General features: G+C 32.3%; 23 protein-coding genes and 2 tRNA genes. 15 read left to right on the top strand and 10 right to left on the bottom strand.

Annotation, left to right across the window (positions count from 1 at the left end):
- Positions 1 to 330: 330 nt before the first annotated feature.
- The 10 genes from ABD859_RS19260 (at position 331) to ABD859_RS19305 (ending at position 7,188) form a co-directional block, all read left to right on the top strand.
- Positions 331 to 894 carry a Crp/Fnr family transcriptional regulator gene (locus ABD859_RS19260; protein ID WP_345146276.1) on the top strand — a complete coding sequence of 188 codons (564 nt, stop codon included), beginning with the start codon at positions 331 to 333 and terminating at the stop codon, positions 892 to 894.
- A 66-nt stretch (positions 895 to 960) separates the two neighbouring features.
- Positions 961 to 1,752 (top strand): acyl-ACP--UDP-N-acetylglucosamine O-acyltransferase, encoded by a 792-nt coding sequence (gene lpxA / locus ABD859_RS19265; protein ID WP_345146277.1) that lies wholly within the window; start codon positions 961 to 963, stop codon positions 1,750 to 1,752.
- Between the two features lie 117 nt (positions 1,753 to 1,869).
- A complete protein-coding gene (locus ABD859_RS19270; protein ID WP_345146278.1) occupies positions 1,870 to 2,463 on the top strand; it encodes a YdeI/OmpD-associated family protein in 594 nt (197 codons plus the stop codon).
- A 42-nt stretch (positions 2,464 to 2,505) separates the two neighbouring features.
- Entirely contained in the window at positions 2,506 to 3,069 is a 564-nt protein-coding gene (locus ABD859_RS19275; protein ID WP_345146279.1) for a DUF4256 domain-containing protein, read from the top strand.
- A 17-nt stretch (positions 3,070 to 3,086) separates the two neighbouring features.
- Entirely contained in the window at positions 3,087 to 3,587 is a 501-nt protein-coding gene (locus ABD859_RS19280) for an endonuclease V (RefSeq protein WP_345146280.1), read from the top strand.
- A 105-nt stretch (positions 3,588 to 3,692) separates the two neighbouring features.
- Complete coding sequence (locus ABD859_RS19285; RefSeq protein WP_345146281.1) at positions 3,693 to 4,499, top strand: SDR family oxidoreductase; 807 nt, start codon at positions 3,693 to 3,695, stop codon at positions 4,497 to 4,499.
- An 11-nt stretch (positions 4,500 to 4,510) separates the two neighbouring features.
- Complete coding sequence (locus tag ABD859_RS19290; protein ID WP_345146282.1) at positions 4,511 to 4,816, top strand: hypothetical protein; 306 nt, start codon at positions 4,511 to 4,513, stop codon at positions 4,814 to 4,816.
- A 1-nt stretch (position 4,817) separates the two neighbouring features.
- Entirely contained in the window at positions 4,818 to 5,732 is a 915-nt protein-coding gene (locus ABD859_RS19295) for a helix-turn-helix domain-containing protein (RefSeq protein WP_345146283.1), read from the top strand.
- A gap of 68 nt (positions 5,733 to 5,800) precedes the next feature.
- A complete protein-coding gene (locus tag ABD859_RS19300; RefSeq protein ID WP_345146284.1) occupies positions 5,801 to 6,370 on the top strand; it encodes a Crp/Fnr family transcriptional regulator in 570 nt (189 codons plus the stop codon).
- An 80-nt stretch (positions 6,371 to 6,450) separates the two neighbouring features.
- Complete coding sequence (locus ABD859_RS19305) at positions 6,451 to 7,188, top strand: SDR family oxidoreductase (protein ID WP_345146285.1); 738 nt, start codon at positions 6,451 to 6,453, stop codon at positions 7,186 to 7,188.
- A 67-nt stretch (positions 7,189 to 7,255) separates the two neighbouring features.
- Here the strand turns inward: ABD859_RS19305 and ABD859_RS19310 are convergent, their stop codons facing one another.
- Together ABD859_RS19310 and ABD859_RS19315 are read right to left on the bottom strand one after the other, a co-directional pair.
- Positions 7,256 to 9,679 (bottom strand): ABC transporter permease, encoded by a 2,424-nt coding sequence (locus ABD859_RS19310; RefSeq protein ID WP_345146286.1) that lies wholly within the window; start codon positions 9,677 to 9,679, stop codon positions 7,256 to 7,258.
- A 4-nt stretch (positions 9,680 to 9,683) separates the two neighbouring features.
- A complete protein-coding gene (locus ABD859_RS19315) occupies positions 9,684 to 10,394 on the bottom strand; it encodes an ABC transporter ATP-binding protein (protein ID WP_345146287.1) in 711 nt (236 codons plus the stop codon).
- Positions 10,395 to 10,673: 279 nt separating this feature from the next.
- Here ABD859_RS19315 and ABD859_RS19320 point away from each other — a divergent pair, with 279 nt between their 5' ends.
- Positions 10,674 to 12,023, top strand: a complete 1,350-nt coding sequence (locus tag ABD859_RS19320; protein WP_345146288.1) for a sigma-54-dependent transcriptional regulator — start codon at positions 10,674 to 10,676, stop codon at positions 12,021 to 12,023.
- A gap of 1 nt (position 12,024) precedes the next feature.
- A complete protein-coding gene (locus ABD859_RS19325; protein WP_345146289.1) occupies positions 12,025 to 13,359 on the top strand; it encodes a sensor histidine kinase in 1,335 nt (444 codons plus the stop codon).
- Between the two features lie 205 nt (positions 13,360 to 13,564).
- Here ABD859_RS19325 and ABD859_RS19330 read toward each other — a convergent pair whose 3' ends face one another.
- The gene (locus ABD859_RS19330; protein ID WP_345146290.1) at positions 13,565 to 14,308 is read right to left on the bottom strand and encodes a hypothetical protein; all 744 of its coding nucleotides are present in this window, start codon (positions 14,306 to 14,308) and stop codon (positions 13,565 to 13,567) included.
- A 330-nt stretch (positions 14,309 to 14,638) separates the two neighbouring features.
- Between ABD859_RS19330 and ABD859_RS19335 the strand changes: the two genes are divergently transcribed.
- Positions 14,639 to 15,001 carry a MerR family transcriptional regulator gene (locus ABD859_RS19335; RefSeq protein ID WP_345146291.1) on the top strand — a complete coding sequence of 121 codons (363 nt, stop codon included), beginning with the start codon at positions 14,639 to 14,641 and terminating at the stop codon, positions 14,999 to 15,001.
- 33 nt (positions 15,002 to 15,034) lie between these two features.
- On the opposite strand, the gene ABD859_RS19340 is transcribed toward ABD859_RS19335, so the two are convergent.
- The 5 genes from ABD859_RS19340 to ABD859_RS19360 form a co-directional block, all read right to left on the bottom strand.
- Positions 15,035 to 15,934: an alpha/beta hydrolase family protein gene (locus ABD859_RS19340; RefSeq protein WP_345146292.1), complete on the bottom strand. Its 900-nt coding sequence runs from the start codon at positions 15,932 to 15,934 to the stop codon at positions 15,035 to 15,037.
- Between the two features lie 232 nt (positions 15,935 to 16,166).
- Positions 16,167 to 16,574, bottom strand: coding sequence for a helix-turn-helix transcriptional regulator (locus ABD859_RS19345; protein ID WP_345146293.1), 408 nt, complete (start codon positions 16,572 to 16,574; stop codon positions 16,167 to 16,169).
- A 107-nt stretch (positions 16,575 to 16,681) separates the two neighbouring features.
- Positions 16,682 to 16,759 (bottom strand) — tRNA-Val (locus ABD859_RS19350).
- A 155-nt stretch (positions 16,760 to 16,914) separates the two neighbouring features.
- Positions 16,915 to 16,989, bottom strand: a tRNA-Val gene (locus ABD859_RS19355).
- Between the two features lie 178 nt (positions 16,990 to 17,167).
- Positions 17,168 to 18,394, bottom strand: coding sequence for a bifunctional folylpolyglutamate synthase/dihydrofolate synthase (locus ABD859_RS19360; protein ID WP_345146294.1), 1,227 nt, complete (start codon positions 18,392 to 18,394; stop codon positions 17,168 to 17,170).
- Between the two features lie 131 nt (positions 18,395 to 18,525).
- On the opposite strand from ABD859_RS19360, the gene ABD859_RS19365 reads away from it, so the two are divergent.
- Complete coding sequence (locus ABD859_RS19365) at positions 18,526 to 19,221, top strand: MotA/TolQ/ExbB proton channel family protein (protein ID WP_345146295.1); 696 nt, start codon at positions 18,526 to 18,528, stop codon at positions 19,219 to 19,221.
- Positions 19,222 to 19,224: 3 nt separating this feature from the next.
- The gene (locus ABD859_RS19370; RefSeq protein ID WP_345146296.1) at positions 19,225 to 19,620 is read left to right on the top strand and encodes an ExbD/TolR family protein; all 396 of its coding nucleotides are present in this window, start codon (positions 19,225 to 19,227) and stop codon (positions 19,618 to 19,620) included.
- Positions 19,621 to 20,010: 390 nt separating this feature from the next.
- Here ABD859_RS19370 and ABD859_RS19375 read toward each other — a convergent pair whose 3' ends face one another.
- Both ABD859_RS19375 and ABD859_RS19380 read right to left on the bottom strand, forming a co-directional pair.
- Complete coding sequence (locus ABD859_RS19375; protein WP_345146297.1) at positions 20,011 to 20,916, bottom strand: energy transducer TonB; 906 nt, start codon at positions 20,914 to 20,916, stop codon at positions 20,011 to 20,013.
- A gap of 329 nt (positions 20,917 to 21,245) precedes the next feature.
- On the bottom strand, positions 21,246 to 22,472 hold the full coding sequence (locus tag ABD859_RS19380; protein ID WP_345146298.1) for a Glu/Leu/Phe/Val dehydrogenase dimerization domain-containing protein: 1,227 nt from the start codon (positions 22,470 to 22,472) through the stop codon (positions 21,246 to 21,248).
- Positions 22,473 to 22,535: the final 63 nt, after the last annotated feature.

Here is a 22,535-nt window from a genome sequence, read left to right on the forward strand (position 1 = left end):
TGTGGGAGAGTATGTCGTCGCCTTTCTTTTTAAAAACCCTATCCAATTCGGATAGGGTTTTTTGTTTTAGACAAATTCCTTAGATCCTTTTTCTAAATCGATTCTTCTGTATGATTTATAAAATGATTTATTGTTTTCAGTTTATAATATCATTTTAAACTGTTTTCATTGTTTATTTTGTGGTTTTTTAAAGCTGGAATGTTTCTGGTCGTATTTTTAAATTTAACTGCTTAAAAATGCTTATTTATTTTAGTACTTTCTGTTTCTAGTTTTTATAGTTGTTATAATCATTTTAATTATCGGTAAATTTGCTTTATAATCATTCATTTTATGCAACAGCTTATCGATGTCATTAACGATTTTCAGAAATTAGATTTAGAAACGGAAGAAGCAATAAAGAAATACTTCATTATTGAAAAATTTAAAAAGAATGAATTTATTGTAAAGCAAGGTAAGATTTGTAATAAAGTCTATTTTATAAAATCAGGAACCGTGCGCAGGTTTTGTTTTGAGAATGAAATAGAAATTACAAAATGGATTTATACCGATAATCAATTTGTAACTTCTCTCAGCAGTTTTTTTGAACAAAAACCTTCCTTTGAAAATTTTCAGGCTTGTGAATATACAGAGCTTTATTCTTTATCTTATTCAGATGAACAAATTTTGTTAGATTATCCTCTTTTTTCACAGTTTCATATTAAGCAGCTCCGCCTTTATCTTTCTAAGATTAATGAATTTCATCATTTATTTAGGGTAATGACTGCACAGCAGAAATATGAATTTCTTCTAAGCTCTTTTCCTCAGATTATTATTAAAGCTAAACTAAAACACATTGCATCATTAATAAATGTAAGCCAGGAAACTTTAAGCAGGATTCGTGCTTCAATTTCTTGATATTACATCAAATAAAATCAATATTTTTTTTTCAAATTTTGCTGTCTATTTTATAAAAGTTAAAAATTGAGAAATTATATTATTAAAAAGGGTGCTATTATTGGTGAGAATGTTCACATTGGAAATTTTACCACAATCGAAAGCGATGTTACAATTGGAGCTAATACTTGGATTGGCAATAACGTTACTATTTTGAATGGAACAAGAATTGGACAAAACTGCAAAATACATTCAAATTCTGTTTTAGGCGGTATTCCTCAAGATCTTAAATATGATAATGAATACACAATCCTGGAAATAGGTAATAATACTATTATTCGTGAGTTTGTTACCATAAATAAAGGTACTAAATCAAAGTATAAAACTTTAATTGGGAATAATAATCTAATTATGTCTAATGCTCATATTGGGCATGACTGCATTATTGGAAATAATTCTATTATTGGTTTTAGTGTTGGAATTGCCGGCGAAGTTATAATTGGTGACTGGGTCAATATTAGTGGTTTAACAGCTATTCATCAATTTTCGTTAATTGGCGATCATACCATGATCAGCGGGTTAAGCAGGGTTGTTAAAGATATTCCGCCCTATATTACAGCGGGACGAGAACCTTTAAGTTATGCAGGAATAAATACAGTTGGATTAAAACGCAGAGGTTTTCAGTCTGATAAAATTGATGAGCTAAAAATGATTTATGGGATGTTATTTCAACAAAAGAAAAATATTAAAATAGCATTAAACTTAATCGAAACGCAATTTGAGCAAACATTTGAAAGAGATGAAATTTTGAAGTTTGTTCGCGATTCTAAAAGAGGAATTCTAAAAGGTTTTGGATCAGAATCGGAAAATGAAGTTTAAATATCTTTAAACTTTAATTTGCTTTTGTAAGATTTGTTAAATTTGAAGTAAATAAAAATCTATCCCAATTAGATTTTGATGTTTAAATTGCTTCAATATTAATTAAAAGAAAATATTATGTCAGAAAATATGAAAAATCCAAAAGTTGATTTCTTTTTTGATAAAGCAAATAAATGGAATGAAGAATTAGTTTTAATGCGAAAAATTGCTCTTGAATGTCAATTAACTGAGGAATTAAAATGGGGGAGTCCCTGTTATACTCTTCAAAATGCAAATATTGTTTTAATTCATTCTTTTAAAGAATACTGTGCATTTTTATTTTTCAAAGGAGCTTTATTAAAAGATACAGATAATATTTTAGTGCAGCAATCAGATAATGTTCAGGCAGCTCGTCAAATACGATTTACAAATCTTAGAGAAATTACTGATTTAAAAGCTGTTTTAAAAACTTATATTTATCAGGCAATAGAAATTGAAAAAGCAGGTTTGAAAGTTGATATGAAGAAAACTTCTGAGTTTCCTGTTTGCGATGAATTTCAAAAAAAACTGGATGAAATGCCAGAACTTCAAAAATCTTTTTCAGCATTAACTCCCGGACGACAAAGAGCTTATCTTTTAAACTTCTCACAGCCTAAACAGGCTAAGACAAGAGAATCAAGGATTGAAAAAAATATCCCAAATATATTAAACGGAAAAGGACTTAATGATTGATAAATATAAAAAGGTTTAATTTATTGTAAAATAAAACTAAGTATGACTCAGAAAAATAAATTATCGGCAGATCAGCAAGAATCTTTATTAAATGTTCTTGAAACCCGTTTTGAAAATAATATGCATCGCCATAAAAACATTGAATGGAGAAAAGTTCAGTCAAAACTCGAAGCTAATCCTGAAAAACTTTGGTCTTTAGATGAAATGGAAAGAACTGAAGGAGAACCAGACGTTGTAGGCTTTGATGAAAAAACAAACGAATATATTTTTTATGATTGTTCTGCAGAAAGTCCAAAAGGGCGAAGAAGTATTTGTTACGATCACGAAGCTTTAGAAAAAAGAAAAGAAAATAAACCAAAAGACAGTGCCATTAATATGGCTTCTGAAATGGGAATTCAAATTTTGAATGAACAAGAATACCGCGAACTTCAAAAACTTGGAAAATTTGATACCAAAACGTCGAGCTGGATTTTAACGCCTGACAATATTCGAAAATTGGGAGGCGCAGTTTTTTCGGATTTTCGTTATGATACTGTTTTTGTATATCATAACGGCGCGGATTCGTATTATGCTGCAAGAGGTTTTCGAGGTTCCTTAAGAGTCTAAAATAGTAAAATACAAAAATGATATTAGCCTTTGATACTTATTATTTCGATAATAAAGCAAAAACAGTTTGTCTTGAATTTAATGAATGGAATGAAAGCAAAAACTTTAAAGTTCATACTGAAATAATCGACAATGTTGCAGAATATATTCCAGGAGAATTTTACAAAAGAGAATTACCTTGTATCATCAGTTTATTGAATAAAATTGATTTAAAGAATATCGAAGCGATTATAGTCGATGGATTTGTGTATTTGGATGACGATAAAAAATACGGTTTGGGCGGTCATTTATACGAAAAGCTAAATAAAGAGATTCCAATAATTGGAGTTGCCAAAACTAACTTTGCCAGTATCGAAAAAGATAAAAAAGCATTATTTCGAGGTGACAGTATTAAACCATTATACATAACTTCTATTGGAATTGATTTGGAAGAAGCTTTTCAAAAAGTTGAAAACATGGCTGGCGAATTTAGAATGCCGACTTTATTAAAAGAATTAGACCGTCTAACGAAAGAATAATTTATTTTTCTGATCGTCATTTTGACTAATCAATTGTCCAAAATGGCTAAAGGCAACTTCACACTTCAGCTGATCTTTGCATTATAATTTTAAAACAATTAAAAAATGCAAAAGACAATTTTTATTACAGGAGCTTCTACAGGTTTAGGGAAATCAACAGCAAAATTATTTCAAAGTAAAGGCTGGCAGGTAATTGCCACAATGCGAAATCCCGAAAGAGAAACAGAATTAACGTTACTAAATAACGTTATTGTTTTACCGCTTGATGTTACAGATTCGGAACAAATTAAATCAACCATTCAAAACATCATAGAAAATTATTCTGTAGATGTTGTATTAAATAATGCTGGTTACGGATTAATAGGTGCTTTAGAATCGTTAACCGAAGTGCAGATCGAACGCCAGATTGTAACGAACTTGTTTGGAGTTATTAGAGTTTCAAAAGCTTTTACATCTTATTTCCGTGAGAAAAAAAGCGGTACTTTTATAAATGTCACTTCTACTTTTGGATTAATCGGATTTCCAACTTGTTCTATTTACAGTGCAACAAAATTTGGTGTTGATGGTTTTTCAGAAAGTCTGGCTTCAGAATTAACTCAATTTGGAATTCAGGTTAAGGTTGTAGCGCCTGGCGGAATGAAAACTGATTTTGCTATTCGTTCTATGGAAGTTGGACAGCACCCAGCTTATGAACAATTAATCGCAGAAGTCAGTAAAGGATACAGCCCGGAACAATTAGAAAATTATACAAATGCAGATGATGTTGCTCAAATTATTTATGAAGCAGCAACAGATAATAAAAATCAATTGCGATATATTGCCGGAAACGACGCCAATGCTTTATATAATGAAAGATTAAAAAATGGTGCTGAGACTCAGGTTCAGAATATTAAAGCAATGTTTACTTTTTAATTTAAATCAAGATGAAAAATCAAGCGATAGAATTAACGACTTTTAAATTAAACGGTTATACAACACAGCAATTTATTGAAGCTAATGCAGCAATCGACGAATTTTTAAAACGTCAAAAAGGATTTTGTTCCAGAACTATTTTTGAATTAAAAAAAGGAGTTGTTTACGATATGTTAGTCTGGAATAGTGCAGCAGAAGGTACTGATGCCATGCATAAATTGATGACAGAACTCAGTGATTCTGTTGTACACGATATGATTGACCAAAGTATTGTGAGCTGGAATATTGCACCTGTAGAACATTTTATAAATTTGTAAAATGAAAAATCAGCCTAAAAATTTCAAAAGTATTTCAGAATTGCACAAAGCTATGGGACAGCCAAAGCCGGCGCATCCCCTTATTAGTATTTTGAATTATGGCGAAGCTGTATTTGATCCCAAAGATTTTGAAAACGGAATTATTCTAGATTTTTATAAAATCTCTTTTAAAACTCATTTTTCTGGAAAACTTCGTTACGGACATGGTTTTTATGATTTTGAAGAAGGAGGAATGTCATTTGTTTCGCCGGGCCAGATTTTAAAAATGCAGGATGAAGAAGCGGATTACAGCGGAATGTCGTTAAATATTCATCCGGATTTTATTCGGCCTTATACTTTAAATTCGAATATAAAGAAATACGGATTCTTTTCCTACTCAGCATCAGAAGCTTTGTATTTATCAGAAAATGAAAAAGAAACCATTTTAGGCATTTTTGCTAATATTCAAAATGAGCTCAAAGAGCGAATTGATAATTTTAGTCAGGATGTGCTTATTTCTCAAATTGAGCTTTTGCTAAATTACAGCAACCGTTTTTACAACAGACAATTTATTACCCGAAAAGCAGTCAATAATGATGTGCTTTCAAAATTAGAAATTGTATTGGAAGATTATTTCAACAGCGAAAAATCTCTTGAAAATGGTTTGCCAACCGTTCAGTTTTTGGCAGATGAACTGGGTTTGTCTGCCCGATATTTAAGTGATCTTCTTCGTAATCTTTCGGGACAAAACACACAGCAGTTTATTCATGATAAATTGATAGAAAAAGCAAAAGAATATATCACAAACGGCAGTTTATCAATATCTGAAATCGCTTTTAAATTAGGTTTTGAGCATCCGCAGTCCTTTAATAAATTATTTAAGAAAAAGACCAATTTAAGTCCGGTTGCTTTTCAGGAATTATTTTATAAAAATTAAAATTACGAGACCGATAAAATTTGCCAAATGGCAAATGCCGCGCAAATAACTTTGCTTAACTTTCCTCTATGAAAGAATTTATAGATTATATATTGCAATTTGGGAGTTTGAATCAGCAGCAGCTGGATTTAATTTCAAGTAAAGCCACAGAATTAGAACTGCGAAAAGATGAATATTTTTCGGAAGCGGGAAAAATTGCGCAGCAAGTAGGTTTTGTTTTAGACGGAATTATTCGCGTTTGTTATTATAACAATAAAGGCGAAGAAATTACCAAGTATTTTATCGACGAAAATAATCTCGTTGTTGATCTTGAAAGTTTTGATAATGATATTTGTTCGAACGCTTATGTGCAGGCGATTACTGATTGTAAATTACTTGTTTTTTCTAAAAAAGACTGGAAAGAACTTTTAGAAACCATTATTGGCTGGGATGCTATTGTGCATAGAATTATATCAAAGGCATTGAGACAAAAAGTAGAAAGAAGAAGTCCTTTGGTTTCTGAAGATGCAACAACTCGTTATTTAATGTTTCTCAAAATTTATCCTAATGTAATCAATAGAATTCCGTTATCGTATGTTGCTTCTTATTTAGGAATTACACAATCATCCTTGAGCCGAATTAGAAAAAATATTAAGTAAAAAATGCTTTTTGCCAAATGACAAATGATTTCATTTTTAAAGTAAGCAACTTTGCTGTAATAATTTAAAACAATAGAAAAATGGATTCAGTATTAATAACAGGCGCAAATAGAAGTATAGGATTAGAGTTAACAAAACAGCTTTCAAAAAAAGGATTATTTGTTTATTTAGGAACACGTGATCTTGAAAAAGGAAATGAAGTTGTAAAAGAATTAAATGAAAATGGATTTCAAAATATCAAAGCCATTCAAATTGATGTTACCAATTCAGATTCAATTTTAGCAGCAAAAAATATTGTTGAGAAAGAACACGGAAAATTAGATATCCTGATTAACAATGCAGGAATAAGCGGTGAATTACCTCAAAATGCTTCTAACACAAGTATTACCCAAATTAAGAAAGTTTTTGAAACGAACTTTTTTGGTGTAATAAGCGTGACACAAACTTTTCTGGAACTGCTTAAAAAATCAGAAAAACCAAGAATCAGCAACATTACTTCGGGATTAGGATCTTTGACTTTGCACAGCGATCCAACTTGGAAATATTATGATTTTAAAACAGCTGCTTACGGAACTTCAAAAACAGCTTTAAATGCTTACACTGTTACATTGGCTTATGAATTAAAAGATCTTCCGTTTAAAGTAAACGCTATCGATCCGGGTTATACAGCTACAGATTTTAATCATCATAACGGACCAGGAACTGTAGAAAGTGCCGCATCTTTCATCATAAAACATACAGTAACCGATGAAAACGGACCAAGTGGACAATTTTTCAGCAATGATATTGAAGATGAAACTGGAATAAGTCCTTGGTAAAAAGTTTCAAAATAAAATAAAAAAGACTCCAGTAATTCTGGAGTCTTTTTTATTTTAAGACATTTTATTACTCATATTTTAAGTACTTTAAAACATCAACTTTTGTTGCCTGATAGGCTCTGCTCAGCACAACTAAAAGCGTTAAAGTAAGTAAAGCGATAAATCCAATTATAAAAGGAGATACAGAAATGGTGATTCTGTATGCAAAATTTTCCAGCCATTTATTGAGCAGATAATAAACAGGAAGCAGCGCAATTAAAAAACCAATAATGCTGAAAAACACATATTGTTTGCAGAGTTCCTTTAGTAAAACGTTGGTTTCGGCGCCTAATGTTTTTCGAATAGCGATTTCTTTCATTCGTCTTTCTATAGAATACGAAGCCAAAGCAAATAACCCGAAAAGTGCAATTGTAATGACAATAATATTTAATAAAGAGAAAAGATTTTTTTGCTTGACATAATCGCTGTATGACTTTTTATATTCTTTATCTACAAAATCATATACAAACGGATAATCCGGATCTACTTTTTTTGTCCAAAGATCTTTTATATCTGCAATAGTCTGCTGCATGGTTTTGGCATTGGCCGTAATATAAATATTGTTTAAAAGACTGTTAAACCAAAGAACCGTTTTAAAATGTAAAAAAGACATAGGCGGTATTGGTTCTCCCGGATTTCCTGAATTAAAATCTTTTACAATTCCTACGATAATAGATTCGTGGCCATTCCAGTCTATTTTTTTGCCTATCGGATCTTTTTCATTCAACAGTTTTAAAGCGGTTTCATTAATTAATATGGAATTAATTGTATCCTGAGCAAATTTTGGATCAAAATAACGGCCTTTTACCATTTTTATTTTCATCATTTCGAGCAGTCCAAAATCAATAGGCATATTATTTCCATCAACACTTATGTCTTTATATTGATATGATATAACTGATTTTGCACCATTTCCAAAAACAAAACCTCCGGCAGAAACCTGCTGCACACCTTTTATTCGCTGTAAATCATTTTTAATAGTCGTGTATCTGTTATAACGGTCAAGATCCGTAATTCCTTCACCAAAAACATTTCGGTAAGAAATATTCAAAACCTGTTTACCGCTAAAACCTAAATCCTTTTCATTCATAAGGTTTATTTGCTCATACACAATGTAAGATCCAATAATAAAGAAAGACGCTACGGCAAATTGAAAAATCAGCATACCGTTTCGAAGCCAGATACCGCTTTTACTTCTTCCAAAATTTCCTTTTAAAACTTTTAGCGATTCAAAATTAGAAACATAAACCGCCGGAAAAATTCCTGCCAGTATTACGGTTATTATAAATATCCCAATAAGCTGTAAGTAAAACTGACCGCTTTGCAATACAAGTGTTTTTCCTAAAAACACATTATAATACGGCAGCGAAAGCTCGACAATAACAAGTGAAATCAAAATTGAAATCAACGAAATAACGGCAGTTTCAAAAATAAACTGTTTAATTATATCTGATTTTGAGGCTCCGATAATTTTTCGCACACCAACTTCTTTGGCTCTTTTTATGGCATTTGCCGTTGCAGAATTGACATAATTAACAATTGAAAGACTTAGAATTAAAACAGACAGTCCGACCATGATAAGTAAAAACTGAAAATTACCTTTTGGTTCTGCCAAACCGCCTGTGTTTGTATGAAGATGAACCGATGATAAGGGTTCTAAAACAGGTTTAACCTGTCCGAATTTTTTAATAAATTCCTGCGGATCCATTCCTTGCGCTTTTGCTCGGCGAGCCACCATATTTTCAAAATACAGATTTTTAAGTTTGTCTGTTACCGCTTTTTGGTCATTCACATTTTTTAATTTCAGCATCAGGACAAATTGAAAATTTCCCCAAAACTGAATGTTTCCCTTTATTCGCTCATCCATAAAATTAATAACGCACGAAGGATTGTAAACCGATTTTTTATCGAGTTTGTAAACACCTCTTACAATCAGACTTTTATTTTGAAGAATAATCTGTTTACCTAAAGCAGTTTCATTTCCAAAAATACGTTCGGCTAAATCTTCAGATAGACAAATACTGTTTACATCCGGCAAAGCTGTTTTTGAATTTCCCTCGATAAACGTATACGGGAAATAATCGAAAAAGTTTTTTTGAGCAACGATAATTTTATTCGTTTGCACTTTCTTGTTTTTAAAACGAATAATTTCATCGCCGTAATCACCGCTCAAATAACAATAAGATTCAACCTCAGGACTTATTTCTTTTACCGCACTTCCAACCGGTGCCGAACTTGAAGACCAATAAGTAGTTGGATCCATTTGATTGGTGAGTAAAAATATATTGTCTTTATTTGGATTCCATTGGTCATAACTCTGCTCGTCGTTCCAATATAAAATGGCAAAAATTAAACCCGCAATTCCAATACTCAACCCCAAAACATTCAAAGCCGTAAAGACTTTGTTATTTTTAATATGGTAAATAAATATGTTTATCCAGTTTTTCAGCATCACCTTAGTTTTTAGCAGTTACTAAAACATCTACATTTTTATGATTTAATTTTTCAGAAAGAATCATTCCGTCTTTCATCAAAATGGTTTTCTGCGAAAAAGAAGCATCATAATCAGAATGCGTTACCATTAAAATTGTGGCGCCGCCGGCATGAAGATCCGTTAATAATTCCATTACTTCATTTCCGTTTTTACTGTCCAGATTTCCTGTAGGCTCATCGGCAAGAATAATTTTCGGACTATTGATTAATGCTCTTGCAACTGCCACACGCTGCTGCTGACCTCCTGAAAGTTGCTGCGGAAAATGTTTCAAACGATGTGAAAGACCTAATATATTGGCCATATCTTCTACTTTTTTCTTTCTTTCAAAAGCATGAATTTTGTTGTAAAGCAGCGGTAATTCAATATTATCATAAACCGATAATTCATCGATTAAATTAAAATTCTGAAATATGAAACCAATATTCTTTTTTCGGGCTTTTGATTTCAGGTTTTCTTTTAATCCAACCATTTCCTGATCGAGTAATGTATAGCTTCTGTCTGTAGCACTGTCTAATAATCCAATAATGTTTAATAAAGTTGATTTTCCGCTTCCGGACGGACCCATAATCGAAATAAAATCGCCTTCGTTTATGGTTAATGAAATGCTGCTTAAAGCTTTTGTTTCTACTTCTTCGGTTCTAAAAACTTTTGAAAGATTTTTGATGTTGATCATGATTGATGTTTTAAAATTTGATTGATGTTCGTTTTTTGATCTCTCAGAAGTAAAAGAAACACAGCCGAAAATTAAGATAATTAATAATGCGATTGTTAGATAATTATTTTGTTATTTTTACTTCTGAAAGGCTTTAATAATTAATGATTTACACATAGAAATGTGATTTTCGTGCCAAAAATTTAAAAACTTGTAACTGCCTTATTTTTACATTTTTATTTTTTGAGATTTACAAAGAGTGTCCAAAAATGGACAGCTTTCGTCCAAAACCGAACAACAATGAAAAAAACAAATGCTTCGATATTAATCATCGACGATCAGGAAGACATACTTTTTGCGTCGAAAGTGTACTTAAAAAAGTATTTTGAAGAGATTTATACACTCAATAATCCTAAAAATATTGTCGAATTATTATCGCAAAAAAAGATTGATGTTGTTTTGCTCGACATGAATTACAGAATAGGTTTTGAAGACGGAAGAGAAGGTTTGTATTTATTAAAAGAAATAAAAACGCTTTCGCCAAAAACCGTTGTGATTTTAATGACCGCTTTTGGAAAAGTAGAAACAGCTGTTGAAGGTTTAAAATCCGGCGCTTTTGATTATATCCTGAAACCGTGGGAAAACAAAAAACTTTTAGAATCTGTAAAACAGGCCGTAGACAAAGCTCGTAAGGAACAAAAGAAAAATAATGAAGTTGAAATTGAAAATGACTTTTTTATTGGAACTTCAGATAATATAAAAAAAGCATATTCGCTGGCAGATAAAGTAGCAAAAACCGATGCTAATGTTTTGATTCTGGGCGAAAACGGAACAGGAAAATTTGTTTTGGCACATCATATTTTTAAACAATCAGAAAGAAAAAACAATCCATTTATTGCCGTTGATTTAGGTTCGCTGAATTCGAATATTTTCGAAAGCGAATTATTCGGTTATGCAAAAGGTGCTTTTACCGATGCTAAAACAGATACGCCCGGACGTTTTGAAATGGCACAGAACGGAACTATTTTTTTAGACGAAATAGGAAATGTGCCCTTGCATTTGCAGTCAAAATTATTGCAGGTTATTCAAACCAAAACCGTAACAAGATTAGGCGAAACAAAACCAAGACCTTTAAATGTGCGCATTATTACGGCAACGAATTTGAATTTAAAACTAGAAGCAGCCGATAAAAATTTCAGGGAAGATTTGTATTATCGAATCAACACAATGGAAATTGTTCTGCCTCCGCTTCGAGAACGAAACGAAGATAAAATTCCGCTTGCCGAATATCTTCTTGAAAAAATGACTGAAAAATACGGAAGAAGTGAAATTACTTTTGACAAAAAAGTTTTAGAACAAATTGAAAAACATGCCTGGAACGGAAACATCCGCGAAATGGAAAACAAAATAGAACGTGCTGTCATTCTATGTGAAAATAATAAAATCACGGTTTCAGATCTGGATTTAGAAATCATAACGCCTTATGATGAAAATCCGGATGATATTCAGCTTTCTTCTGTAGAAAAAACTGCGATCGAAAAAGCACTTCTTAAACATGGCAGTAATATCAGCAAAACTGCCGAAGAATTAGGCTTGTCACGAGGTGCTTTGTACAGACGATTAGAAAAATATAATATAAACATTAATTAGTATGTTTAAAACACTTCAAACTTATAAACTGCTTTTTTTTAGATTGCTGGCCATTGTTGCGGCGATAGAAATTTCGATTTATGTTTTTAAAATCGGATTGTTGTTTACAGGAATATTTGGGCTTTTTATAGTGTTTCTGCTTATTCGCGAAATGTATTTTTATGTCCGAAATTTTGTTTTGCTTTACGATAAAACAATTGCTTCGATACTTCAAAACGACTTTTCATCAGATTTTACAAAACATAAAACAAATAACAGCTACCGTGAATTATTTCAATTGTACGATACTTTAAAAAGCAGACAAAACGAACAAATTTCAAAAGATATTATTTACCGTTCTATTTTAAACAATATCGAAACCGGAATTGTCATTTTGCAAAAGCAAGACAATGACTGGGATATTTTTTTAATGAACGAATATTTTTCTTCTCATTTTAATGTTCCAAAAGTATCGAAATGGAAATATCTTAAAAATCAGCTTCCGTCGCTTTGCGAAATTATCGAAGCAGATGATTTTCATGAAACAAAAACATCCGTTGAAATCAGTATTAACGAACAAAACAAGCAGACATTTGTTTTACAGGCTTCAAGAACAGAGATTTTTGAAAAAGATTATTATATCGTTTTAATCGATTCGATTCAAAATGTAGTCGAAAAGAAAGAAAAAGATGCGTGGGTAAATTTGATGAAAGTGATTTCGCATGAACTTTTAAATTCAATAACACCTATTCGTTCCATTTGTCAGAATCTGCAGGATTTGGTAGAACAAGATTCTTTGTCTGCAGAAGATTTAGAAGATATTAAAAACAGCGTTATTACGATGTTAAGGCGAAGTGACCATTTGCAAAAGTTTGTAGAAGGTTATAGAAAACTGGCAATGCTTCCTTCTCCAAAAAAAGAAAAAACAGAATTATCGCATTTAATTGATAACTGCTTGCAGATCATGAATCCGTTATTCAGGAAAGACGATATTGAAGTTGTAAACTCAATTTCTTTAAAACGCTTAATAAACGTCGATCAGCAGCAAACAGAACAGGTTATTATTAATCTTTTGACCAATTCAATAAATGCTCTAAAAAACACAGTCCAAAAACAGATTTTAATTTCGGCGGAAGCCAAAGAAAACCGAATTTTTATAAGAATAACCGATAACGGAAACGGCATTGAAAAGGAAATCGAAGACAAAGTTTTCCTGCCATTTTTTACCACCAGAAATGAAGGCGCCGGAATTGGTTTAACCTTATCCAAAAATATTATTGAAGCACACGGCGGTTATATTTCTTTTAAAACCGAAAATGGAAAAACAGTTTTTGAGATTTGTTTAATTGAAGGATAAATATTTAGCTTTAATTAGAGTTAAAATAAATTTAGACTATTTCTTATATTCGTTTAAAAAAGCTAATACTGAGAAATTCAAAAATGAGGCAAGATTTATTGAATACGATTTATGAAACAATTTTGAAATAAAATCTATTGAAGTTAATCAAAAAAACTCTTTAAGAAATTAAAGAGTTTTTTGATTTTTTATAATAGTCTATAAATTATTTTTCTCGATAAATTATTTCCCATTCCGGTTCAAATACTAATTCGTTAAAGTCAAAATCATGTATGTTTTTGTCTTTATATATACCACTTGCAAAAGTGTCCTGAATACCATTTCTAAAAGTCCAGTTTCCTGCTTTTTCAGGTTTATTCCATCTTCTTGTTTTTAATATCGTTGCTTTTGAATTTATTTTTTCTGAAAACTCTTTTACAATGGTTTTAGAATCAATTTTTGAATCTTTTGCAATCGCAATAACTATAAAATAATCAAATTGAATGTTAGTTTTGTTTTCAAAATCTTGTTGATTTGATATTGTAATGTAAATATCCGGCGGAGATTGTTTTTTCTCGCAAACAGTCCATACAGGCGTCCAAAGTTCAAAATTTTGAAAGTAAATTTCAGTATTATCCGGTATTGTCCATTTCTCGTGCGACTTTTCGTCCCATTTAAGTCGGCCGAGTTTAACTTCTGAATGATATATAAATTCTTCGTTGTTTTTAGAAATTCTTTTTTCAGGTATATATTTTAATGCTCTGATTCCAGTTTCTTTACTGTTTTCCGTTTTTTTAATCAGTGCATCAAAATAAGTTTCAAAATCAGATTTCCAATTAGAAGTTATCCAGGGAAATTTGTTTTCGTCAGTTTGTCCAAAAATCAAATAGAAATCATAGATTCTGTTCCAGCCGGAATCGGTTTTTGTTAAACTGTTGTAGAGGTTACTAAATTTGTTTAGTAAATTCATATTTAATTGATTTTGGATTCTTAATGCCTTAAAAAAAACAATAAATGCTTCACGATATTTTGAGTGAAAATTATACTTGACTATTTTTATTGAGGGTGTTTGACAAAAATACAATTTTCAGATAATTTTTTCATTTTTGAATGGAAAGCCTTAAATCGAAAGTAATAATCTCAAGTTTTTTATTCAGGCTGTTTGTTTTATAATTTTCACGGTTGCTCATTTCGAGTGTTTTAAAAATTTAAAATGTAAAAATAATTATTACATTTGCAACTCATAAGTATAGACTATGCTCTATACTTTGTTGTTTTTTTGTGTTAAAAAATAAAAGCTATGCTGATAAACGAATTATCTAAGAAAACAGGACTGTCAATCCATACCATAAGATACTATGAAAACCTAGGGATGATCGAGGGATTATCGAATGAAAAGGTGAAATCTAACAACTACAAACATTATAATGATAATGTGGTTGAACGTTTAGAAATAATTATAGAAGCAAAAGAAGTAGGTTTTACTTTAGCAGAAATAAAAAAAATATTGACTGCCTGGTTCGAAAGCATCGATTCGAAACCAGAAACACTGGAACTTTTTCAAGCCAAAATAAAAGAGATTGATGATAAACTTAAATATTTCAAGCAGACCAAGAAACTTCTTGAAAAAGTTTGTGAAAAACTACAGAATGATGAGTCGTAGACTTTTTTAGAATAAGAAAGTGCTTTCTCCTAATTATTTTGATGCTTTAGTTTTCTTGCTGTTAAAAACATGCTGCTTTATCCATTGAACTGAAATATCGAAAGGTGTTGTGTCGTTGTCAGAAACAGTATTGTGTCCTAATTTGGGAAACAAAGTGTATTCAAAAGGTTTGCCTTGAGCTTTTAATGTGTTTAATTGTTCAATGCATAATTTTACTGGTATCTGTATGTCTTTTTCTCCAAAAAGCCAAAGACCGGGAATAGAAAGCGTGTTTAAAGAAGTTTTTGGATCGGTGGCAGTAAATTGATATTTGTCCGGATCATTTTTAGTGTGTTCGCGGGCATCTGAATCTGTATGATTTTCCCAGAAATTATTGTTTCCATTGGTGTAAAACTGAAAACGGAGCTGTTCTAGAGTTGTAATAGTTGGACAGCTAAATAAAACCATAAAATTTATTTGTGGATTATTACTTGCGGCAATTGGCATTATCCATCCCGCTTGACTAAAACCAACTAACCCAATTGGTAGTTTTTTGTTTTTCAATTGAGATTGAAATGTTTTTACTGCCGAATTTGCATCTTGAGATAATAAATTAAGATTAGTAGTATCAATATTATTTGTGCCAACAGTTGGACCTACATATACACCTTCAGATTCTCCCACTCCGCGTTTGTCATATGTCAATACAGCGATGCCTTCTTTTGCAAGACGTTTTGCGAACTCCATTTCTCGTTTTACAGGATCAGATCCATGAACTATTACAACTGCTGCAAGTGTTTTTTTAGGCATTAAAATTGAACCTGCAAGAGTGATTCCCTGACTTTCAAATTTTACGTCCTGAATAGTAAAGTCAGAAGACTGAGGAAATACCATTTCTGGTAAAACTATTAAAAATAAACAAAGAAAGAAGTTGGAGAAAAAGTTATTGTTCATTTGAGTTTAATATAAAAACGTTTTGAATGGTTCTTGGGGTAGTGTTTCCATGTGTAATTACTACAGCGGATTTAGAACTAAATTAGCTTGTATTTTTTTATTTGCAAAATTAAATCAAAAGTTAGTTTAATTTTCTGATTTAAAGTATTTTAAAAAAACGATAGACATGTGTCTGAATCAAAAGCATAAAAAAACTCCATTAGAAATAATGGAGTTTTTTTACTTAAAAAGGTTATTTTCCTTTTATTATTTTTTCGAGATATTCAACTTTATCTTTTTCGGCTTGGATTAAGCGTTCGTAAAGTTTTATTTGTTCTTCGTGAGCCTGAATTAATTTATCTAAAGGATTGAAAGTGCAGCCATAATTTACAGCGGAAGAATTATCTACATTATAAGTATTGCCAATAATATTTAAAACAGCTTCCTCTGAAAAATTTTTAATAGCTTCAACGCTTACTCCAAGTACTTTTGCAACTTCGGCTAGTTTTACATCATCAATTGTTTCGCTGTTTTCCATAATCGAAATTGCCTGCTGATTCGTTCCTAATGCCAGTGCCAATGCTTCCTGCTTCATATCACGAAGTTCGCGAATACGACTTATTTTTCGCCCTATATGATTTGGTCTTGTTTGTGTGCTCATAATCCAAAGATATTTAAAATTTATGAGATTTTTTTAGATTTTGTGATTTACAGTATTGTCGAAAAGAAAAAACTCCAAAATCAAATGACTTTGGAGTTTTTGGAAATTGGTGGGCGATGAGGGGTTCGAACCCCCGACCCCCTCGGTGTAAACGAGGTGCTCTGAACCAGCTGAGCTAATCGCCCTATTTTATTAGGCTGCTATCGTTTGTGATAACGAGTGCAAATATACGTTTGTTTTTGAGTTCTGCAAAGAAATTTAAACTTTTGTGAGTTTTTAATATTCTTTTTAGCCTTCATATTTAAAAGAAAACTCCTTAATTTCTTAAGGAGTTTTTTTGTGGGCGATGAGGGGTTCGAACCCCCGACCCCCTCGGTGTAAACGAGGTGCTCTGAACCAGCTGAGCTAATCGCCCTATTTTACTAGGTTGCTATCGTTTGTGATTGCGAGTGCAAATATACGCTAGTTTTTGAGTTCTGCAAAGAAAAACGAAGAAAAGATAAAACTTTTCTAAAAATAAATTATATCTATTTGTTTATGAATTTGTTATTAAAAATGATTTTTTAGAGTTTTTTCTAAATCTAAAGAGTATTTTAATCTAAAGGCAATTCGGCAACGACAAAAGTGCTTCCGCCAACGTAAATAAAATCATTTTTTGAAGCGTTTTGCTTCGCTTTCGCGAAAGCGCTTTCAACAGAATTGTATTTTTCTCCAATTAAACCGAATTTTTCAGCAGCATTTTGCAATGTTTCAGTCGGAAGACCTCTTGAAGAATTAGGACTGCAGAAATAATATTGAGCTTCTTTTGGAAAAAGCGGTAAAATAGAATCCAGATCTTTATCGTTTACAACACCTAAAACAATATGCAGTTTTTCATACTTTTCGTTTTTCAGCTGATTCATTACAACCGATAAACCGTGTTTGTTGTGCGCCGTATCGCAGATAATTTTTGGGTTTTCTCCCAATTGCTGCCATCTGCCTTGTAAACCGGTATTTTTTACAACATGCAGCAAACCTTCTTTTAACTGCTCAGTCGAAACTTTAAAATCAGTTTGATTATTCAAAATTGCAATCGTCTGCTGAACGGTTTTTTTATTATGAAACTGATAATCGCCAATTAAATCCGACAAATAAATCTGATCGATTAAATCAGACGCAAAAGAAATAGGCGCATTGTTTTCTTCGGCTTTAGCCAAAAATACAGGCTGTGTTTCAGGAGTATATTCGCCAATAACAACCGGAACATTTGGTTTTATAATCCCTGCTTTTTCGCCTGCAATAGCTTCAAGCGTATTTCCTAAAAATTGCGTATGATCTAAACCAATATTAGTAATTACAGAAACTAATGGCGTAATAATATTCGTGGCATCTAATCTTCCGCCTAAACCGACTTCGATTATCGCAATGTCGACTTTTTCTGAAACAAAATAATCAAAGGCCAAACCAACTGACATTTCGAAGAAACTCATATCATTGGCTTCAAAAAAATCTTTATGTTTTGCGATAAATTCACACACAAAATCTTCGGTGATTTCCTGACCGTTTATTTTAATTCTTTCTCTAAAATCTTTTAAATGCGGCGATGTGTACAAACCCACTTTATAAGCTGCTTCCTGCAAAACCGAAGACAACATGTGTGAAGTAGAACCTTTTCCGTTAGTTCCCGCAACATGAATCGTTCGTAAATTTTTCTCTGGATTACCAAGATGTTCTGCCAGTAACTTGATGTTTGTCAGGTCTTCTTTATAGGCCGAAGCACCCTGAAGCTGATACATTGGTAATTGATTAAACATCCAGTTTGTTGTTTCCTGATAGTTCATTTTATTTGGATAAAATAGTTGGTAATTGAAATAATTTTCGGTTTTTTTAGTTTAATATTACAATGAAAATTATCTTTATTGCAAAATTGGAATATTTTTTAGAATTAATTATTAAAAACCAGAATTAAAATATGTTTAGCTACATTCAACTACAAGCTGATACTCTCGCAAATGCTTCTAATGTGGTAATCGAAAAGGTTGCTCATCCTGAAACTGAAATTTCTGTTTTAGGATTTATCTTAAAAGGAGGTTTCTTTTTAATACCAATCGCGCTTTTATTGTTTTATACGATTTACGTAATTTTCGAACGTTACTTATATATTAAAAAAGCATCCAGAATCGATTCCAGATTAATGCAGGATGTGGGCGATAAATTAAATGCCGGAAATATCGAATTGGCCAGAACTATTGTAGAAAGAAGCGATACAGCTGTTGGAAATATTTTAAAAGAAGGTGTTCTGGTTATTGGAAGACCAATTGCTGAAATCGAATCAAACATGGACCGAGCTGCCGATATTGAAATTGGTGAAATGGAAAGACGTTTAGGTCATTTAGGACTTATTGCCGGTATTGCACCAACTCTTGGTTTTATTGGAACAATTTCCGGGGTTATCAAAATTTTCTACAGCATTTCGGTTACAGAAAATATTAGTATTGGAAACATTTCAGGTGGTTTATACGAAAAAATGATCAGCTCTGGTTCTGGACTTATCGTGGGAATTATTGCCTATAGTGCTTACCACTTATTAAACGGAAAAATTGATGATTTTGCTTTAAAAATTCAGAAACAGATATTAGAATTTGTAAACATAATTCAAAGATCATAAGGTATGTCAATTAAAAGAAAAAGAAGATTTCATGCTGAGGTTGCGACTTCATCATTAAGTGACATTATGTTTTTCCTGCTGTTGTTTTTCCTGATAATCTCAACACTGGCAAATCCAAATGTTATTAAGATGACGCTTCCTAAAGCAAAATCTAATGAAAAAACAAACAAGCAGTTAATCAGTTTATCGGTTACAGAAGATAAACAGTTTTATATAGACAAGCAGCCCGTAGCTTTTGAAGAATTGGAGACCACTTTAATGAACAAAATGGGAGCCGACAAAACACAAACTGTTGTCGTTCGAATTCCGTTTAATCTGCAAGTTCAGGATTTAGTAGATGTTTTGCAGATAGGAGTGAGGAATAATTTAAAATTTGTAATTGCAACGAGTCCTAAATAGATTTATTTTTAGGGCGTGACCACAATAAAAAAATGGGCAGATCAGCATAACGTTGATTCGCCCATTTTTTTATTGCGGTCGGGCTATCCATGCTACTTCGGTAGCTTATTCCTATCCCTCACGCGAGCAAAAGCATATAAAAATTCCAACTTTTTAAATTCCAAATTCCAAATCGAATTTTGCGTATAGTTTGTCATTTTGAGGAACGAGAAATCTCCGCGAGTTACTCTACAATCTGAATCAAACTTTACGGAGCTTCTTGCGAAGATTTCTCGTTCCTCAAAATGACAAATCATACTGGAAATAGATAAAAAATAAAAAAGCTTTCAGATTTCTGAAAGCTTTTTTTATGAGAATAGGATTCGAGTAAATCCATGAAATTCGTGTTTTTTAATCCAAACTAAAATTATAAATAATTTTTCCTGTTTGTTTCGCAGGAGCATCATTGTCAGATTCCCATTTGGTATTCATTGCAGCTAATTTTGCCTGATCTAGTAAACATCTAGCCGTGTTAGTTGTGCCTTTTACACCAGGAGTAGCGCTGATTGTTTTTCCATTTTGATCTACCGTAACTTCTACAACAACTTTTCCTTCTTCGTTACAAGTATATTTTGGAGCTGGTTTAGAAAGTGCTTTTCTGTTTCCTAACGAATATCCGGTTCCACCGCCTGAGCCTCCACCGGTTCCGGCTCCGTATCCGCTTCCTGTGCCAATACCATTTCCGGTTCCGTTACCGCCTCCGGTTCCTCCGCCGGAACCTCCCGATCCATAATAGCCGTTTGAGTTTAAATTTCCGTTTGCTTTTCCTTTATTTCCGGAAACTTTATCATCGCCATCTCCGCCTTTGTTTGATCCTTTTAAAATGCTTGATAAAGCATCGTTGGTAGAATTAGAAACTTTAGGTTTTTCCGGAACAGGTTTTTGTGTCGGTTTTTCAACAGGAGTTGGTTTTTTAGGTTTTTCTTTAGTCGGAATCACCACATCTGTTTCGTCAGCCGCCGAGTTTTCCTGAGAAAGAATAGATTCTTCCGGCGCTGCTTTTGCAGGTGCTTGTTTTACATCGTTTTTTACATCCAGAACTTCGCTTTTATAATTCGCTCCTGATCCTAAATCACTGTCGCCAAAATTTACCGTTACACCGCCGCCGCCACCGCCGCCTTCTGCAAGAGCAACATTATTTTCAGGATTATATGGAGGCCAAAAACGGATAAAAAACAGCAATAGAATAATTACCGCATAAATTGCAGTAGTGAATAAGAGTGATTTCTTTTGGTCTGAAGAAATAGAAGAACTCATTTAATTCTGAATTTTGAAATGTATTATTTAAAAACGTTTAAAAGTAGTAAAAATTGTTTAGAATGAAAGAGTACGGCAGAATTTAACCGCAATCCCGATAGTTATCGGGAGCAAAGGTTTACGCAAAGAGCGCAAAAAGTTTTTTATAAGATTTAAATAAAATTCAAAAGTTCGCAAAGCTTTATACTGAAGCTTTGCGAACTTAATATTTAAATATTGATTACGCTCTAAATTAAAATAACTTAGCGTGCTTTGCGGTTGAAAAAACAATTCAAAAAAAAATGAGTCAAATATTAATCTGACTCATTTTAAAATTGAATATTATATGTTTATACCAACTGTTTCAATGCAATTTCAAAAGCTGTTGCGCTGATATTTGTTTTTGATGAACTTAAAGAATGCGCTTTTACAATGGCATTTTTAATAGTTTCTGATGTGTCATTAAAAATTGCCTCATCTGTCATTTGTACTTTTTTCTCCATGAAATAAGCAAAAACTCTGGCCATTCCGCAGTTTGAAATAAAATCAGGAATCAAACTTACTTTTTGGTCAACTTGCTCCATAATAGATCCAAAGAAAATTTCTTTATCAGCAAAAGGAACATTTGCACCGCAAGAGATAACTTCTAATCCGTTTTCAATTAAGTTGTCAATTTGTGCCTGAGTTACTAATCTTGAAGCTGCACAAGGCGTGAAAATCTCAGCACCAATCGTCCAGATTTTAGAATTAATTTCTTCAAACGGAATCATATTGTCAGCAACTAATTTGTTTCCGTCTTTGTTTAAGAATAAAGTTCTGATTTCTTCAAAAGAAAAACCTTCTTCTTTGATTAATCCGCCGTCGCGATCAATAATTCCGACAACTTTTGCTCCCATTTCTGCTAAATAAAAAGCAGCTGCGGAACCTACGTTTCCAAAGCCCTGTACAATTGCTTTTTTACCTTTGATGTCTCCGCCGTAAGTTGCATAAAAATGACGAACTGCTTCTGCAACGCCATAACCGGTAATCATATCAGCAACTGTATATTTTCTGGTAACATCTGGTGAGAATTTTGGGTTTTCGATAACTTTAATTACACCTTGACGCAACTGACCGATTCTGTTAATTTTATCAGCTTCTGTTGGTTTAAAGTGTCCGTTAAAAACACCTTCCTGCGGATGCCATACACCACATTCTTCTGTCATTGGGATTACTTCATGAATCTCATCAACATTTAAATCTCCTCCAGTTCCATAATAGCTTTTCAATAACGGAGAAACGGCTTTGTACCAACGCTGCAAAACACCTTTTTTGCGAGGATCGTTTGGATCAAAGTTAATTCCAGATTTAGCTCCTCCAATTGCAGGACCAGAAACTGAGAATTTAACTTCCATTGTTTTTGCCAATGACAAAACTTCATTCATGTCTAAGCCTTTTCTCATTCTTGTTCCTCCACCCGCAGCTCCTCCACGAAGTGAATTAATAACAGTCCACCCTTCGGCTTCTGTTTCTGAATCTTTCCAATTGAAAACAATTTCAGGTGCTTTGTTTTCAAATTGTTGTAATAAATCTTTCATTTTGTTGTGATATGTTTATTTTGCGTAAATGTATAAAATAGAATAATGCGAATAATGTATTTT

This window comes from Flavobacterium ginsengiterrae, assembly GCF_039539785.1.
In the GTDB taxonomy this organism is placed as follows: Bacteria; Bacteroidota; Bacteroidia; order Flavobacteriales; family Flavobacteriaceae; genus Flavobacterium; species Flavobacterium ginsengiterrae.

Bases quoted from the DNA above. Each gene is read 5' to 3' on its own strand.
- ABD859_RS19260 (WP_345146276.1), top strand. From the start codon at position 331: ATGCAACAGCTTATCGATGTCATTAACGATTTTCAGAAATTAGATTTA.
- ABD859_RS19270 (WP_345146278.1), top strand. From the start codon at position 1,870: ATGTCAGAAAATATGAAAAATCCAAAAGTTGATTTCTTTTTTGATAAA.
- ABD859_RS19275 (WP_345146279.1), top strand. From the start codon at position 2,506: ATGACTCAGAAAAATAAATTATCGGCAGATCAGCAAGAATCTTTATTA.
- ABD859_RS19280 (WP_345146280.1), top strand. From the start codon at position 3,087: ATGATATTAGCCTTTGATACTTATTATTTCGATAATAAAGCAAAAACA.
- ABD859_RS19285 (WP_345146281.1), top strand. From the start codon at position 3,693: ATGCAAAAGACAATTTTTATTACAGGAGCTTCTACAGGTTTAGGGAAA.
- ABD859_RS19290 (WP_345146282.1), top strand. From the start codon at position 4,511: ATGAAAAATCAAGCGATAGAATTAACGACTTTTAAATTAAACGGTTAT.
- ABD859_RS19295 (WP_345146283.1), top strand. From the start codon at position 4,818: ATGAAAAATCAGCCTAAAAATTTCAAAAGTATTTCAGAATTGCACAAA.
- ABD859_RS19300 (WP_345146284.1), top strand. From the start codon at position 5,801: ATGAAAGAATTTATAGATTATATATTGCAATTTGGGAGTTTGAATCAG.
- ABD859_RS19305 (WP_345146285.1), top strand. From the start codon at position 6,451: ATGGATTCAGTATTAATAACAGGCGCAAATAGAAGTATAGGATTAGAG.
- ABD859_RS19310 (WP_345146286.1), bottom strand. From the start codon at position 9,679: ATGCTGAAAAACTGGATAAACATATTTATTTACCATATTAAAAATAAC.
- ABD859_RS19315 (WP_345146287.1), bottom strand. From the start codon at position 10,394: ATGATCAACATCAAAAATCTTTCAAAAGTTTTTAGAACCGAAGAAGTA.
- ABD859_RS19320 (WP_345146288.1), top strand. From the start codon at position 10,674: ATGAAAAAAACAAATGCTTCGATATTAATCATCGACGATCAGGAAGAC.
- ABD859_RS19325 (WP_345146289.1), top strand. From the start codon at position 12,025: ATGTTTAAAACACTTCAAACTTATAAACTGCTTTTTTTTAGATTGCTG.
- ABD859_RS19330 (WP_345146290.1), bottom strand. From the start codon at position 14,308: ATGAATTTACTAAACAAATTTAGTAACCTCTACAACAGTTTAACAAAA.
- ABD859_RS19335 (WP_345146291.1), top strand. From the start codon at position 14,639: ATGCTGATAAACGAATTATCTAAGAAAACAGGACTGTCAATCCATACC.
- ABD859_RS19340 (WP_345146292.1), bottom strand. From the start codon at position 15,934: ATGAACAATAACTTTTTCTCCAACTTCTTTCTTTGTTTATTTTTAATA.
- ABD859_RS19345 (WP_345146293.1), bottom strand. From the start codon at position 16,574: ATGAGCACACAAACAAGACCAAATCATATAGGGCGAAAAATAAGTCGT.
- ABD859_RS19360 (WP_345146294.1), bottom strand. From the start codon at position 18,394: ATGAACTATCAGGAAACAACAAACTGGATGTTTAATCAATTACCAATG.
- ABD859_RS19365 (WP_345146295.1), top strand. From the start codon at position 18,526: ATGTTTAGCTACATTCAACTACAAGCTGATACTCTCGCAAATGCTTCT.
- ABD859_RS19370 (WP_345146296.1), top strand. From the start codon at position 19,225: ATGTCAATTAAAAGAAAAAGAAGATTTCATGCTGAGGTTGCGACTTCA.
- ABD859_RS19375 (WP_345146297.1), bottom strand. From the start codon at position 20,916: ATGAGTTCTTCTATTTCTTCAGACCAAAAGAAATCACTCTTATTCACT.
- ABD859_RS19380 (WP_345146298.1), bottom strand. From the start codon at position 22,472: ATGAAAGATTTATTACAACAATTTGAAAACAAAGCACCTGAAATTGTT.